The organism is Bifidobacterium actinocoloniiforme DSM 22766 (assembly GCF_001263395.1).
Taxonomy (GTDB): domain Bacteria; phylum Actinomycetota; class Actinomycetes; order Actinomycetales; family Bifidobacteriaceae; genus Bombiscardovia; species Bombiscardovia actinocoloniiformis.
The window spans coordinates 1140056-1153292 of the sequence record NZ_CP011786.1 but is presented as its reverse complement, the minus strand read 5'-3'; the positions used below and the strand labels follow the sequence as shown (position 1 = coordinate 1153292).

Annotated in this window: 14 protein-coding genes and 1 pseudogene; 11 read left to right on the top strand and 4 right to left on the bottom strand. The window is 55.5% G+C overall.

Translation table 11 applies throughout. The features are described from left to right. Window positions 1-19 precede the first annotated feature (19 nt). Window positions 20-1906 (top strand): DUF6020 family protein, encoded by a 1887-nt coding sequence (locus tag AB656_RS04780; RefSeq protein WP_144418939.1) that lies wholly within the window; start codon window positions 20-22, stop codon window positions 1904-1906. On the opposite strand, the gene AB656_RS04775 is transcribed toward AB656_RS04780, so the two are convergent. Next, on the bottom strand, window positions 1890-3053 hold the full coding sequence (locus AB656_RS04775) for an acyltransferase family protein (protein WP_051905362.1): 1164 nt from the start codon (window positions 3051-3053) through the stop codon (window positions 1890-1892). The two genes, AB656_RS04780 and AB656_RS04775, sit on opposite strands and share 17 nt — an antisense overlap. Window positions 3054-3293: 240 nt before the next feature. On the opposite strand from AB656_RS04775, the gene AB656_RS04770 reads away from it, so the two are divergent. The 5 genes and pseudogenes from AB656_RS04770 to AB656_RS04750 all read left to right on the top strand — a co-directional run bounded on the left by AB656_RS04770 (window position 3294) and on the right by AB656_RS04750 (window position 8496). Next, window positions 3294-4133 (top strand): ABC transporter permease, encoded by an 840-nt coding sequence (locus tag AB656_RS04770; RefSeq protein WP_033503687.1) that lies wholly within the window; start codon window positions 3294-3296, stop codon window positions 4131-4133. Next, window positions 4133-5398 carry an ABC transporter ATP-binding protein gene (locus AB656_RS04765; protein ID WP_033503636.1) on the top strand — a complete coding sequence of 422 codons (1266 nt, stop codon included), beginning with the start codon at window positions 4133-4135 and terminating at the stop codon, window positions 5396-5398. The genes AB656_RS04770 and AB656_RS04765 overlap by 1 nt, the downstream gene beginning before the upstream one ends. A gap of 305 nt (window positions 5399-5703) precedes the next feature. Next, window positions 5704-6254 (top strand): annotated as a pseudogene (locus AB656_RS08190) (IspD/TarI family cytidylyltransferase). After that, window positions 6251-7384: an NAD-dependent epimerase/dehydratase family protein gene (locus AB656_RS04755; protein ID WP_033503634.1), complete on the top strand. Its 1134-nt coding sequence runs from the start codon at window positions 6251-6253 to the stop codon at window positions 7382-7384. Before AB656_RS08190 ends, AB656_RS04755 begins: the two are co-directional and overlap by 4 nt. A gap of 32 nt (window positions 7385-7416) precedes the next feature. Further along, window positions 7417-8496, top strand: a complete 1080-nt coding sequence (locus AB656_RS04750) for a LicD family protein (RefSeq protein WP_158336161.1) — start codon at window positions 7417-7419, stop codon at window positions 8494-8496. Here AB656_RS04750 and AB656_RS07835 read toward each other — a convergent pair. Further along, window positions 8483-8743 carry a hypothetical protein gene (locus tag AB656_RS07835; RefSeq protein WP_144418937.1) on the bottom strand — a complete coding sequence of 87 codons (261 nt, stop codon included), beginning with the start codon at window positions 8741-8743 and terminating at the stop codon, window positions 8483-8485. The two genes, AB656_RS04750 and AB656_RS07835, sit on opposite strands and share 14 nt — an antisense overlap. A 328-nt stretch (window positions 8744-9071) precedes the next feature. Between AB656_RS07835 and rfbB the strand changes: the two genes are divergently transcribed. From rfbB to rplI, 5 genes are all read left to right on the top strand, one after another. Next, window positions 9072-10115 carry a dTDP-glucose 4,6-dehydratase gene (gene rfbB, locus AB656_RS04740; RefSeq protein WP_051905359.1) on the top strand — a complete coding sequence of 348 codons (1044 nt, stop codon included), beginning with the start codon at window positions 9072-9074 and terminating at the stop codon, window positions 10113-10115. Window positions 10116-10349: 234 nt separating this feature from the next. Continuing rightward, window positions 10350-10646: a 30S ribosomal protein S6 gene (gene rpsF, locus AB656_RS04735; RefSeq protein ID WP_033503631.1), complete on the top strand. Its 297-nt coding sequence runs from the start codon at window positions 10350-10352 to the stop codon at window positions 10644-10646. 65 nt (window positions 10647-10711) lie between these two features. Continuing rightward, a complete protein-coding gene (locus tag AB656_RS04730; protein WP_033503629.1) occupies window positions 10712-11359 on the top strand; it encodes a single-stranded DNA-binding protein in 648 nt (215 codons plus the stop codon). 93 nt (window positions 11360-11452) lie between these two features. Next, window positions 11453-11701 carry a 30S ribosomal protein S18 gene (rpsR, locus tag AB656_RS04725; protein WP_033503628.1) on the top strand — a complete coding sequence of 83 codons (249 nt, stop codon included), beginning with the start codon at window positions 11453-11455 and terminating at the stop codon, window positions 11699-11701. A 13-nt stretch (window positions 11702-11714) separates the two neighbouring features. Then, a complete protein-coding gene (gene rplI, locus AB656_RS04720) occupies window positions 11715-12167 on the top strand; it encodes a 50S ribosomal protein L9 (RefSeq protein WP_033503627.1) in 453 nt (150 codons plus the stop codon). Window positions 12168-12271: 104 nt separating this feature from the next. Here rplI and AB656_RS04715 read toward each other — a convergent pair whose 3' ends face one another. Beyond that, window positions 12272-12619, bottom strand: coding sequence for a phenylpyruvate tautomerase MIF-related protein (locus AB656_RS04715; protein WP_033503625.1), 348 nt, complete (start codon window positions 12617-12619; stop codon window positions 12272-12274). 99 nt (window positions 12620-12718) lie between these two features. After that, window positions 12719-13222, bottom strand: coding sequence for a GtrA family protein (locus AB656_RS04710; RefSeq protein WP_033503624.1), 504 nt, complete (start codon window positions 13220-13222; stop codon window positions 12719-12721). Window positions 13223-13237 lie beyond the last annotated feature (15 nt).

Sequence of the window (13237 nt, the reverse complement as noted above, 5' to 3'; positions counted from 1 at the left end):
CAGCCAAAGTATGGACGCTGTGGGCGTGCTTGGTGCTGTAGGTTCTTTTTCCATGATGACCGGTATCGGATACATTGTGTATCGCATCTATCCGCTGTTGAGTGTTGCGACCATTCGGGTCAAGGTTGTTAACTGCATACTATCCGCTGCTATCGCTTCCTCTACCATTTTGCCGCGAATGGCCCCTGACCCTAGCCTGGAAAGAGGTTCGATTCAGGCGCAAACCCACGAGCAAGCTATGCGGAGTTCTACAAGTTTCATACTTTGCCTTGCTCTCCAGGTTCTTGCTCTGTCCATGTTTGTCTTTGCGATACTGTGCTGGTTGGAAGACATCGCCGCTAAGTATATGGATCGATCTAAAATGGAGGTCAGCGAGCAGGAGCTGCAGAATGTCGCAGACCCGAAGTCTGTATCTCACAAGATTTGGCGCATATTGGCTAGCTTTATTGATTTCACGCCAAAACATATATTGATAACTACGATCATTATCTTCGTATGTTGGATGCCTGTACTTATCATTAATGGACCGGCAATAATTGGTGTTGACGCCATGGTTCAACTAATTCAGTATAAAACTGGCCATGTCTGGGATCCTATGCTGATGAATGAGTTGCCGGGATACAGGGCTCAGGATCATCATCCAGTATTTGACACTTTGTTGTACGGACTCTTTGACCAGTTGGGCGTTTTCCTTGGTAATGAGATTGCAGGAATGCGGGTGCTTATCATCTGCCAGTCCTTATTCGCTGCTTTCTCTTTGGCCGTGGCTCTTGCTTGGATTAGGAGGAGAACCAGTCTTCCGGACGGAGCTGTTGTTGCCATCCTGTTTTTCAGCGCTTTGTTGCCCGCATTCCCAATGTATATGAGTATTGTTCTCAAAGATACGACATGGCTGCCATTTTTTGTACTTTGGTGTGTGCTGTTTTATGAGTGCGTCTATCGGGTGCGCAAGCACGAACGGTTGACCATTTCTCTTATTACTGCAGTGGTAGTTTTTGGTATCGTGGGCGGTTTGACTAAGAAAACATCAGTATATGTCACAGGTCTGTCACTGTTGGCACTTGCCCTCTTTGCTCATAAAAATAGAGTGCGTGTTGCTCTTATGGCTCTACTTCCACCGATACTCGTGGCCATTGTGATACCGGCTACACTATTTTCTCCATTAAGAATTGCTCCAGGAGGTCCTCAAGAAGCCATCTCTGTTCCTATGCAGCAGGTCGCAAAGGTAGCTATTGATAAATGGCCGGAATTGTCACCAAAGGACAAAAAGGCAATTGAAAAGGTAATAGACGTAAAAGAAGCTCATCAACATTGGAATCGCAACAGTTCCGATTATGTTAAGCACTATGCCTATCGGCAGGATGCCACAAAATTGGATCGTACAAAGTTCATGGCGATTTGGGCGCGCCTCTTTTTTAGATATCCTGGAGAGTATTTCAAGGCTGCCTTATACTTGGCAATTCCGTTCGTGGTACACGATACTTACTATTACACGTCAGCTGTGCGTTGCGGTTGGTGGGAGGCTGGTGGTCGTTCATTGTTCCCAGGGTATGAGGAGTGTGCGCTATCGCATGGGCAAAAGACCATAGCTGTACCCTTGGTGTCATTGCTGAACAAGATTCCGCCTTTTTCTCTTCTTGGCAGCGAAGCTGTATATGTGCTTTGGATTCCTTTGGTGGCGATGGGTTTTGTCGTCATTAGGAGAGAATACGGCAAACTGCTGTTCACTTTACCCTTCGTATTCACTTGGCTGAACTTGTTGGCACTGCCTGCGCATCAGGTGCGGTACTCGCTCGGTTTCTTGTTCTGCTTTGCTTTGATGATAGCAGTGCCCTTCATCCGAGAAGAGAGTCGGAATACAAGTATCGCCGATGACCAGGTGGTGTCCGCTACTCTTGATGAGTAAGCGCTTTATGGCGGTCGATTGCAGCAAAAGCCAACTTCTGACAGGGATGAATGAGGAGGGAATCTAAGAGGAAGGCCATTCCATCGAGAAGAAGGAAAACTGCGATTACGATGATGATGAGAAGAATCGCCGATTCAATCAATCCGGACGGATGAGGCATGAAACGGGCTACTGCTGTCCACAGGATTCTGAAACCAAAGATGTTCTCATGCAGGAGATATACGCCGAAGGTGCTCTTCGCCACTGCACGGATCACTGTGTTCGCAGTGGTCTCTTTCGATCTGGGCGCCATCTTCAAAGCGGCAATCAGCAGGCAGGAGGCTATGAGGATTGGCAGAACTTGAAGACCCTGTTTCACTAGGGCAGGCCAGCCCAGCGCAGTGATTACTGAGGACCGAGAAGCGGCGATGTAATTGAACAGAGTCATGGCTATGGTCGACGTCGCAATCAGCGCGCTGAGGACCAGAGGGCGAGTTTCCCTGACCCTTGACAGCTCTTGATGTATGAAACCGCCGATCAGGTAGCAGATTATCGCATAGGTCACGTTATTCCAGTGGTTTGTTTGGTTGAAGAACAAGGGCCACGTGCCCAAAAAAGCCAGCAATGCTATGAGAGCTATTAGCTGTCGTTTTGTGGAGTACCGCATGACCAAATTGATAAATGGCACGAATAGGAGCATGACGATGTAGGCATCAATGAACCAGTAGCTGTCGTACAGGAAGGGGAAGAAGCTCCACAAAGCGGTTCTCTTAAGCTCACTTCCTTGCATCAATGGTGCCAGGAAAGCCGGGAGCGGAGAAAAACGCTGGTATATGAGGATGGAGAAGAAGCAGAGTGTCGTGTACAGAAACGCCTGGGACCAGGTGAGGAACACCCTTCGCCAGGAGAACGTCTTGCTGCTCAGGAAGAAGCCTGAAATCATAAAGAAAATCGAGACGCCTACTTGCCCGTACTGGACGGCCGTGAAGCGTATCGCGTTCTTCCATCCTGGTACCACGGCCAATTCCATTCGAAACTGTGAATTGCCAACGTCCAAATGTATGACGGCATGGCAAAGCACGACCAGTACCATCGCAAAAATGCGTAATAGCTCGATGTTGATATTACGGGGATTCTGGGCTGAGTGCCGTTGCGACGAATTTGCCATGTCACCTCTTTCGTGTTCTTTGCTCTACTCACCCTAGTTGGCATAGTGGTCATGAAGGAATTAGCTTGAATGGAACTGGTTGGAACACGGTCTTCAGTTTAAACGATGCACAACGCCCGTGTTAGGTCTGCGGCGGCTCGCTTTTATGTGTTGCCAGTGGCTGTAGTGGAAGAGCGCATTGTAGAATCGGTAGTACGCGCGTGGCGGACAGCTATATACCACCTGCTAAACTATATCTCTGTGTCAGATATAGCTAATAGAGTCAGGAAGCGATACCATTACTCGTGGGTCGTTCTGAAAGAGCTTGTAAAGACCGATTTCAAGCTGCGCTACCAGGGTTCGTTTCTTGGGGTTGCCTGGTCCGTGCTTCAGCCGTTGATGCTGTTTTGCGTGATGTACCTGGTATTCGCGAAGTTCCTTCGGATGACCGACGGAACGCGCACCTATCCTGTCGTTTTGCTGCTGGGCATCAGTTCCTGGCAGTTCTTTAGTGAGGCCACTTCGATAGGGCTGCGGTCCATCGTTGATCGTGGGGATTTGCTGCGCAAGGTCCATTTCCCGAATTATATCGTGGTGGTTTCGGCCGCGATGGGCGCCTTGATTAGTTTCGGTATCAACCTGATCGTGGTGTTCATCTTCGCCCTGTTCAACAGGGTGCAGTTCACCTGGCGTGTGATTCTGCTGCCTTTGAACATTTTGGAGCTGTATATGCTGGCTATTGGCTTTACCTTGTTGATGTCCACCATGTACGTGTATTTCAGAGACATCTCACATATATGGGATGTGCTGCAGCAGGCCATCTTCTATTCGATTCCTGTGATTTATCCTCTTACCGCCGTCTCTAACATCCAGCATTGGTGGGGCCCTGTCGTGGCCAAAGCGCTCCTGCTGAACCCCATCGCTCAGTCGATTCAGGATATTCGTCACAACTTCATCGCTCCCGAGTCGACTCCTACGGTCTGGAACCAGATAGGAAATCCATGGATTCGGCTCATTCCTCTGTGCATTTCGATATTCGTCGTCGTGCTGGGAATCGCTGTGTTCCGTAAGTACAATCGTCGGTTCGCCGAGGTGATGTAATGGGTAAAGTAAGCGCAAGCACGCCAGCTGAGAATTCCAGTCCAGTGGTGCTTTCCGTCGAGCATGTCGACAAGGTCTTCCGTCTGCCCACCGAGCAGGCGACCGGTCTTAAGCAGGCCTTCATCAATTGGTCCCGCGGGATCAAGGGGTACAAAGAGCAACAGGTTCTGGAGGACATCTCTTTTCAGGTCCACCGTGGGGACTTCTTCGGTATAGTGGGCCGCAACGGCAGTGGAAAGTCCACCCTGCTGAAGCTCATTTCCGGCATATACTGCCCCGAACGTGGCAAAATCAGTTACTCAGGCAAGCTGGTCCCCTTCATCGAGTTAGGCGTGGGGTTCAATCCTGAGCTCACCGGCCGGGAGAACGTCTATCTGAACGGTGCTTTGTTGGGATTCACTAGTGAAGAAGTGGATGCCATGTACGACGATATCGTCGAGTTCGCTGAGCTTGGCGATTTCATGGATCAGAAGCTGAAGAACTATTCCAGCGGCATGCAGGTCAGGTTGGCTTTCTCGGTGGCCATTAAGGCTCAGGGCGATATCCTGGTGCTTGATGAGGTGTTGGCCGTGGGAGACGAAGCCTTCCAACGCAAATGTGACGATTACTTCGCCCAAGTGAAGAAAGACCCCAGCAAAACCGTCATCCTGGTCACCCACGATATGAGCGCTGTGAAAAAGTACTGCGACAAGGCGATCCTGATCCAGGACGGGCATATCGTTGTTTCAGGAGACAAGGACGATGTCGCCAACCGCTATACTTTGGAGAATCTCAAGGCTGCAAAGAAGGATGCCCGCGACAGCAAGAGCGACAAGTATCCCACCGGTCTGAACGAACGGGTCCCCAAGCTGCGGGCTTATCCGATTTCCTCGCCTGTGTGCAGCAGCAGCGATATTTTCCGATTCGATGTGGAGTACCAGTATGACGAGGACCGGGAATTCTACTTGGCCATTGCCATGCACGACACCCGCCGCGGTGGCATTGTATACGATACCGGGTCAAACAGGATCAAACTCCGCCAGTCGGGCCATCAAATCGCGCATTTCGAAATGCCTCTTAACCTCTTCAACAATGGAGAGTTCAGGCTGGTCGCTTCATTGAGGACCGCAAGTCGGGAACGTCCTGATGCGCCGACGGAGATGATTGCCTTTACCAATGACGAGAACTCATGCGTATTTGCTATACGGGATTCCCGCAATAGTGAGTACGCCCTGCTGAGCGACCGGGCATTGCGTATCCGACAGGTCGGAGTCAGTCAAGTATGATTGATGGGGAAATTGCGGATGTTCGCCTACCTCCACCCCCCCCCCCCTGCACTTTTATTATATAGACATGGATTCAGTGGAACAGTAATCAGCGCTGATGCTAGTGCCGGAGCCACCCAGGATCGGCATCCGTCGATTTGCCGGATCGTCAAGGTAAAGTGGTGGCTCTAGTGCTCGCTGGCGGAGTAGGCGCCCGGATGAAGGGGCCTGTGCCTCAGCAGTTTCTGATGGTGAGGAACAGGCCGGTACTTGTCTACACTATTGAAGCCTTCTAACGGGCCATAACCGTTGACGATGTCGTCATCGTGGCCTTGCCTGAATGGGTGGATATCGTCAATGAGTATGTCCGCGATTGCCGTTTGTCCAAAGTGGTGGAGGTTGTGCCTGGCGGCTCCAGCGGGTTTCAATCGATCAGAAGAGGGCTCCGATATTTGGAGGGGCACTACGATGACCAGGATATCGTGCTGATTCATGATGGGGTGCGTCCCCTCCTGTCCGAGGAAGTCATCAACGCCAATATCGCAGTCGTCAAGAAATACGGGAATGCTGTGACGGCTGTGCCTGCAACGGAGACCCTGCTGTACACCGATAACGGGGAGTCCTCGCGCGAGCTGGTCGGCAGGACTCATATCCTGCGTACGCAGACCCTCAAAGTCTGAGGCTAGGGCAGTTCAAGCTTATCCACCAGCAGGCTGACGAGATGGGCATCACGGATTCAATCGCGACCTGCACTCTGCTGGTTGAGACAGGGCATGCAGTCCACACGGTCCTGGGTGACAATTTAAATATCAAACTCACCAGCTCCGAGGATATCGCCCTGTTCGAAGCCTATCTGGAGGCGGGTGAGGTTCTGTGAACGGCCTATCGGGGACCGGTGAATCCGCTGAGCGCATCCTTTTCGAAGACGTGGGAAACCTTATTGGACAACACCATCAGCTTTGGGGGCAATTCGACAGCTCGCGCGTCCTGTTGACCGGCGTTACTGGATTCGTTGGTTCGTTCTTGGTTCGGTTCTTCTCTGGGCTGCGCCAGCAGGGCGTGGCTGACGTCGCCTTGGTGCTTTGCGGCCGCAATGAGGAAAAGGCCAGGAATCGGCTTGGGGCTTTTATCGACCCAGAGCGCGACAGTTTCCTGATTGGCGATGTGCGTGATTCTCTCACGGAAGCAGCTATCAGCGGCATCGACTTCTGCGTCCACGCGGCCAGCAACGCGAATCCGGTGGCGTATTCGCGTGATCCCGTCGGTACATTGATGACGAACGTCTGCGGCACGTACCATGTGATTGATGCTTTACGCGGACAAGCATCGACGCTGCGCCGAATGGTGTACCTTTCCAGCGTCGAGGCTTATGGCAGACATGATAATCAGTTGCCGCTGACTGAAGGATCTGATGGAAGCATGGACCCTAGTAATGTGCGTGACTGCTATCCGGTCGGCAAAATCGCCGCGGAGAATCTGTGCGCCGGCGCTGTGGCTCAGTATGGCCTTCCTGTTAGCGTGGCCCGGCTCTCATACTTGTATGGCCCCGGAGATAGCATCGATGATCCCAAAGTCACGACCGCTTTCCTCGCTGACCTCAAAGCCGGGCGGGACATCATGATGCTAAGTTCGGGGCGGCAGCGGCGGACGTATTGTTACATCGAGGACGCGGTGTTCGCCATCCTGCTGCTTCTGCTTCGTGGTGACAACCGGACTTACAATGTGTCCTCCATGGCCGACATCGTTACGGTGGCCGATATCGCCAGAACGGCCGTCGATTTATTTGGGAACGGCGTTCAGAAGGTCCGGTTTGAACAGCCCAGCGAGCGGGTGGGTAGCCGGTTTTCGCCCATTCAGGATAATATACTTGATAATACGCGCATCAGAAGGCTGGGGTTCAAGGCAAGCATGGATTTCCGAACGGGGTTTGAAAGAACTGGTTTGTATTTTGGCCTCGCGCGGGGTTACGGCGGCAAAGAGACAGGCGGAAGGACGCGAGGCCAATGATAGGCGGTTTCATACAACACGCAAGGGAGAAATTGCTGCCTGCATCCGCGCAATCATTTCACGATGCCGAGCGCTACATCGCCGGGCAGTTCGCCCTGCTGAAGGAGGACAATGCTTCCCTGCGGCGCCAGTTGGATGATATGAGCGCGCAGATGCTCCGGCTCCAGGAAAGCCTGGACCGTGAGGAGAACGCCCGAGACCTTGATCGCGAGCGTCAGCTGATTATGTACTGGCAGTTGATGAGGCGCGAAGGAGAGTCCTTGGAGGACACCCAGATCCGGTTCTTCCGAGCTCTGCCGAAGGCATCTGGCATCCACCAGCTTTTCCAGGATGCCGAGGCTAAATTGTTCGCTCTTCTTTCCGACTTGTGCAAGGATCACGAGATTCAGTATTGGGGCACCGGCGGCACCGTTCTAGGGGCCTTCCGTCACGGCGATTTCATTCCCTGGGACGACGATGTGGATATTTACATACCCAGAGACCAGTTGGATAGGTTGGCCGAGCTCGTCGAGGCCGATGACCGCTTCCGGATTACCGTGCTCTGGGACTGGTATGTGCCATGTAAACAGATACGCTTCAGGCTCGCTGATGATGACAACCCCTGCTTTATAGACCTCTTCCCCCTGGATTGGGTGGCGAGCGATCCTAAGACTGCCTGGGAGCAGTGCTCCGCCGAGCGTCGGGCATTTGTGGATGAGTTGCGGGAGGCATACGCCCACTCCGAATGGAGCGAAGAAAAGTACATCGTGCAAGGCAATCCCTGTGTGGCGGGCCTCGAGGAGAGGCTTGCGAGCAGGCTCGCCTCCTTAGGCGAGCGCCTATCTGTTCTGCCGACCAGCCAGGGTGCCACCGGCCTGATCCGAGGAATTGAGAACATTGACGAGGTCAGGTCTTCGGGGCCATACCCGATTGGAGAATGGATGCCACCGGAGAAGCTTACCTTCCGGGGAGTAGACGTACCGGTTCCCCGGGATTATCGGGAATATTTGCGTCGGGCATATGGAGACTATATGTCGCTTCCTGCGGATATGCACACGCATGAGCATGTGGCCGCTGATTACATAGGGTCGCCCGCGTCGATTGATGCGATGAATCGCTTCATGGCGCTCTAGACCAAGGGCAATAATGCAAGCTCAGAGTGTGGTTGTACTTGACAGCGGCGATGACCGCGATAAGGGTATGTTTGATGCCGTCGCGATTCCCGTCGTGCTTGGGGTTCTCTTTGCATGCAGCAGCAATGCGGCCGTGAAAGGGCGCATCCCTGTCAGGGAAGCCGCATTTTACCTGGATATTCTCTGCTATGCCCTGTTGTTCTCCCTCGTTTTCATGCTGGCCGATGCTCTCGTCAGGCTGAATCATCCACCTCTGTTTCCGAGCCTACGCTTGAGCCCGAAGTTGCGCAGGACGCACAAGCTGATGACGTTCTCGCATGCTCAAAATCTTCGGGGTGTATTGCCTGACGCTGGCCGAATTTGCTGCTGCTGGCTTCCGTACATAGTCCTGTTGTATCCGGTCAGTCTTTCTACACCTGGGTACTCTGGGCCTCTGCGGTACATGTTCTATACCATCTTCCTGTTCCCGATTGTGCTGGGCCTTCTGTCGGCGCAGTTCAGTCCATCCCCAAACAGGCGTAGCGATCAGTCTATGCATCCCGATTCGTTTATTCGTAAGTAGCGTGGTGATAAGCATGCCAGATTCGGACGTACAACCTTGCCAGGGCGATTTCGCATGTCTTCTGGTTACCGGCGGTGCCGGCTTCATTGGCTCCAACTTTGTCAGATTCGTATTACGAGAGCATCGCTTACCCCACATTGTGGTTTTCGACAAATTTACCTACGCGGCGAATTTGAAGAGCCTGTCTGGGGTTGACCTCGAACGTCTCGATATCGTCGAGGGCGACATTTGCGATGTTGCGCAAGTCGAGCAGGTAATCACGGATTATGGTGTGGATGCTATTGTCAACTTCGCCGCCGAGTCCCACAACGACAACGCCATTTGCGATCCCGCCCCCTTCATCAGCACTAACGTGGTGGGTACGTACGTCCTGCTTGAGGCGGCCCGGCGCCACAACCTGCGCTTCCACCAGGTTTCGACCGACGAGGTCTACGGAGACCTGGCTCTGGACGATTCCTCCCGCTTTACCGAGCGCAGCCCCTACCGTCCTTCCGGGCCGTACGCAGCTTCCAAGGCGGCGGCCGACCATCTGGTTCGCGCCTGGCACAGGACGTATGGCAGCCGGGTAACCATCTCGAACAGCTCCAACAACTACGGCCCACGACAGCACGTGGAGAAGTTCATCCCCCGGCAGATCACCAATATCCTGTGCGGTGTACGACCCAAACTCTATGGGGATGGGAGGGCGGTCCGTGACTGGATCGCGGTCGAGGATAACTGCACGGCGATTTGGGAGGTCCTGACCCGCGGCGAAATCGGGAGAACCTACCTGATAGGCGCGGACGGCGAGCGGAGCAATATCCAGGTGCTTCGCATGATTTTGGAGCGCATGGGCAGGCCCGTAGACGAGTTCGACTGGGTGCGGGACCGGCCCGGAGCTGACCGCAGGTACGCCCTGAACGCCAGCGGCATCCGCGACCAGCTGGGTTGGCGACCCCGGTGCGCGGACTTCGCGGTGGGCCTGGACGAGACAATCGCCTGGTATAGGGACCATGCCGATTGGTGGATGCCCAGCAAGGCCGAGACTGAGGACAAATACCAGCGGGAAGGGCACTGACGCAAAAAGTAGGGTGGGTGCTGAATGGCGGGCTGCCAGCAGGCTGTGTGGACACCGCATTCGGAACCGCTGACTTGCGGAATGCCTTCTCCCAAGTCTGCCTGTCAGTGTAATGTAAGGGTTTGATTCCGCATTTAGTAGGCGGCCCGATGCCGGCTCTGACATGCGGGCAACAGTGCTACACCCTCCTGTCGCGGAGAGTCCGCGACCGAGTATGTCCAAAGGAGGTGGGTGATGTCTGCGCACAAGTATGAACTGATGTTCATCGCTGATCCGTCCCTCGACGAGCGAGCCCTGGAGAAGATGGCTCAGCAGTATCTCGAGATCGTCACTAAAGAGGGCGGTTCCATCGATAAGACCGATTTCTGGGGTCGCCGTAAGCTGGCCTACGAGATTGACGGCAATACCGAGGGCAACTACGCGGTGATCAACTACACGTGCGAGCCGGCCGTCTCCGACGAGCTCGACCGTGTGCTGAACCTGAGCGAATCCATCATTCGCACCAAGATCCTTCGCAAGGACGCCAAGTAAGCCAGGCGCAGGGCTGGGCGAGGTCATAGAGCCCCGCCGCAGATCCGCTAGGAAAGGCAGGAACCATGGCAGGGGACACGATCATCACGGTGGTGGGTAACCTCACCGCCGACCCGGAGGTACGCACCACCGCCAATGGCGGCACGGTCGCTGATTTCACGATCGCCTCCACCCCGCGGCAGTACAACCGCAACTCGGGGCAGTGGGAGGACGGCGACGCCCTCTTCCTGCGCTGCTCGGCCTGGGATTCCACCTATGCGCCGATGGCCTCCAACGTGCAGGCCAGCCTCGCCAAGGGCATGCGAGTCATCGCCCAGGGCCGGTTGGTCCAGCGTTCCTACCAGGACCGAGAAGGCAACAACCGCACGGTCGTGGAGATGCGCGTGGACGAGATCGGTCCCGCTCTGACCCGCAACACCGCTCAGGTGACCCGAAACTCGGGTAGCGGCGGCGGTGCCGGCGGCGGGCGCGGCGGTTTCGCTGGCTCGCAGCAAGGCGGAGGCTACCAAGGCGGCTACCAGGGTGGTGCTTCGGCGCCGGCCGGTGGTCGGCAGGCCCCCCAGGGCGGCAACCCCTCAGCTCGACAGCAGGCGCCGGCCCAGGATCCCTGGTCCACGCCGTCCTCTGGCGGTTCGGATGCGGCTGGCGGCTCTTACGGGTCCTTCGGTTCCTCCGACGATTTCGGCGGATCCGGGGATGAGCCGGAATTCTGAGCGGCCCTGGGCCCAGTGTGGATGCAGCTGGCCTTTCCCAAGGGCCAGCTTTCATCAGTTAATTATTCGTAGTGTGTTGTTTAAGGAGTGCATATGTCACGCAAAAGGCCGCAAGCGCCGGTCAAGCCAATCAAGAAGAAGCCGAATCCGCTGAGCGTAGCCAAGGTTCACGAGATCGATTACAAGGATGTCGCTCTGCTTCGCAAGTTCATCTCTGACCGGGGCAAGATTCGTTCCCGTCGGATCACGGGCGTCACCGTCCAGCAGCAGCGCCAGCTCTCCAAGGCGATCAAGAACGCCCGCGAGATGGCTCTCCTGCCTTACCAGACCACCGGCCGCTGAGGGAGGAACGACAATGGCAAAGACAAGCAAGGTCATCCTGACCAGCACCGTTGGCGACCTGGGTAACTCCGGCGACGTAGTCGACGTGAAGCCCGGTTACGCCCGCAACTTCCTGATCCCCAAGGGCCTGGCCTTCGCCTGGACCAAGGGCGCCGCCACACAGATCGAGTCCATGCGCCGCGCCCGCCAGGCCAAGCTCCTGGCCACCCGCGAGGATGCCGTCGCAGCGAAGAGCGCGATCGAAGGCACTGTCGTTGAGATGCACGCCAAGGTCTCCGAGTCCGGTAAGCTTTTCGGCTCCATCTCGGCCGACGCGATTGCCAAGGCCCTGGCCGACAAGGCTCCGGTCGAGCCTCGCTCCATCTCGGTCGAACCAATCAAGACGCCGGGCGAATTCCCGGCCAAGGTGGCCCTCCACCCGGAGATCAGCGCCTCCTTCACCGTCAAGGTGACCGGCGACAAGTGATCGCTAGCCCGCGCCGGCCCTGATGGGCGCGCAGGGTAAGCAGAAGAAAGGCTCCCGAACCCCTGCGCAGGGGATCGGGAGCCTTTCTCGCGTTCTTCCTAAGGTTAGAAGTTGGAACCGTTCCATCCCCAGTCGGTCGTAGCCGTGTAGCGGATGTAGGTGCGGTCGTTGGGGATGCCCAGCTCCTCGTTCAGGGCTTTCATGATCGACTGGGTGAGCTGCTCCCAGGCTGAGCGCGGCACGTCGGAGCCGAAGACGTTGACCTCTACGTATGCGGCGGGCTTGGAATCATCGCCGGCGAAGTAGATGGGCATGTCCGACTCGAACGGGCACATCAGCCAGCCTTCGGACTTACCGGGCACCGCGGTGATGGCCTGGCCGTAAGCGGTCTTGATCCGTTCGCGCTGTTCTGCGCTCAAAGGGGTGGAAACATGGGTATGGATGACTGGCATAGTGGAATCCTTCCTGTGGATGTGCCGGTTGGGCAGCGGTGCTCAAGCGCGCTGGCCCCCAACCGAACCGCCATCTCCAGAGTAGACCAGCGTCCGGAATCACTGCCAGCCGAAGGGGCGGTGCGCTAGGGAGAATGCACCCAGCCGACGGGCGAACGAGCGCTCGTTCTTGGGCTTGCCCGGCGCAGGGGCGTCCAGGAGCCACTTGCGGATGATGAAATTCCAGATGGCGACGACAACCGTGGATACGATCTTGCTGGCGTTGGTGTAGAGCACATACTTGGCGTGCATGCTGACGGCGGCATCGGCTGGGAGCATGGAGGTGCCCGCCCAGATGATGACTTCGTTAATCCCCAGGCCTATGGCAGCGGAGACGAAGAAGACCACGATCTCCATCCAGCGGGCCATGTCGTCGCGGTGGGTGAAGACGTACTTCATGCTCGCCAGGTAGTTGAAGGCCAGCGAAATCAGGAAGGAGGCCGTGGAAGCCAGCAAGTTGTTCAGGTGGAGGTGGAGGAGGATGTTCATCACTCCGATGTCAATCAGAAAAGCGATAATACCTACGACGCCGAACTTGGCCACCTGTTCAATTAATTTCCGCACAGTGAAATCCTACAG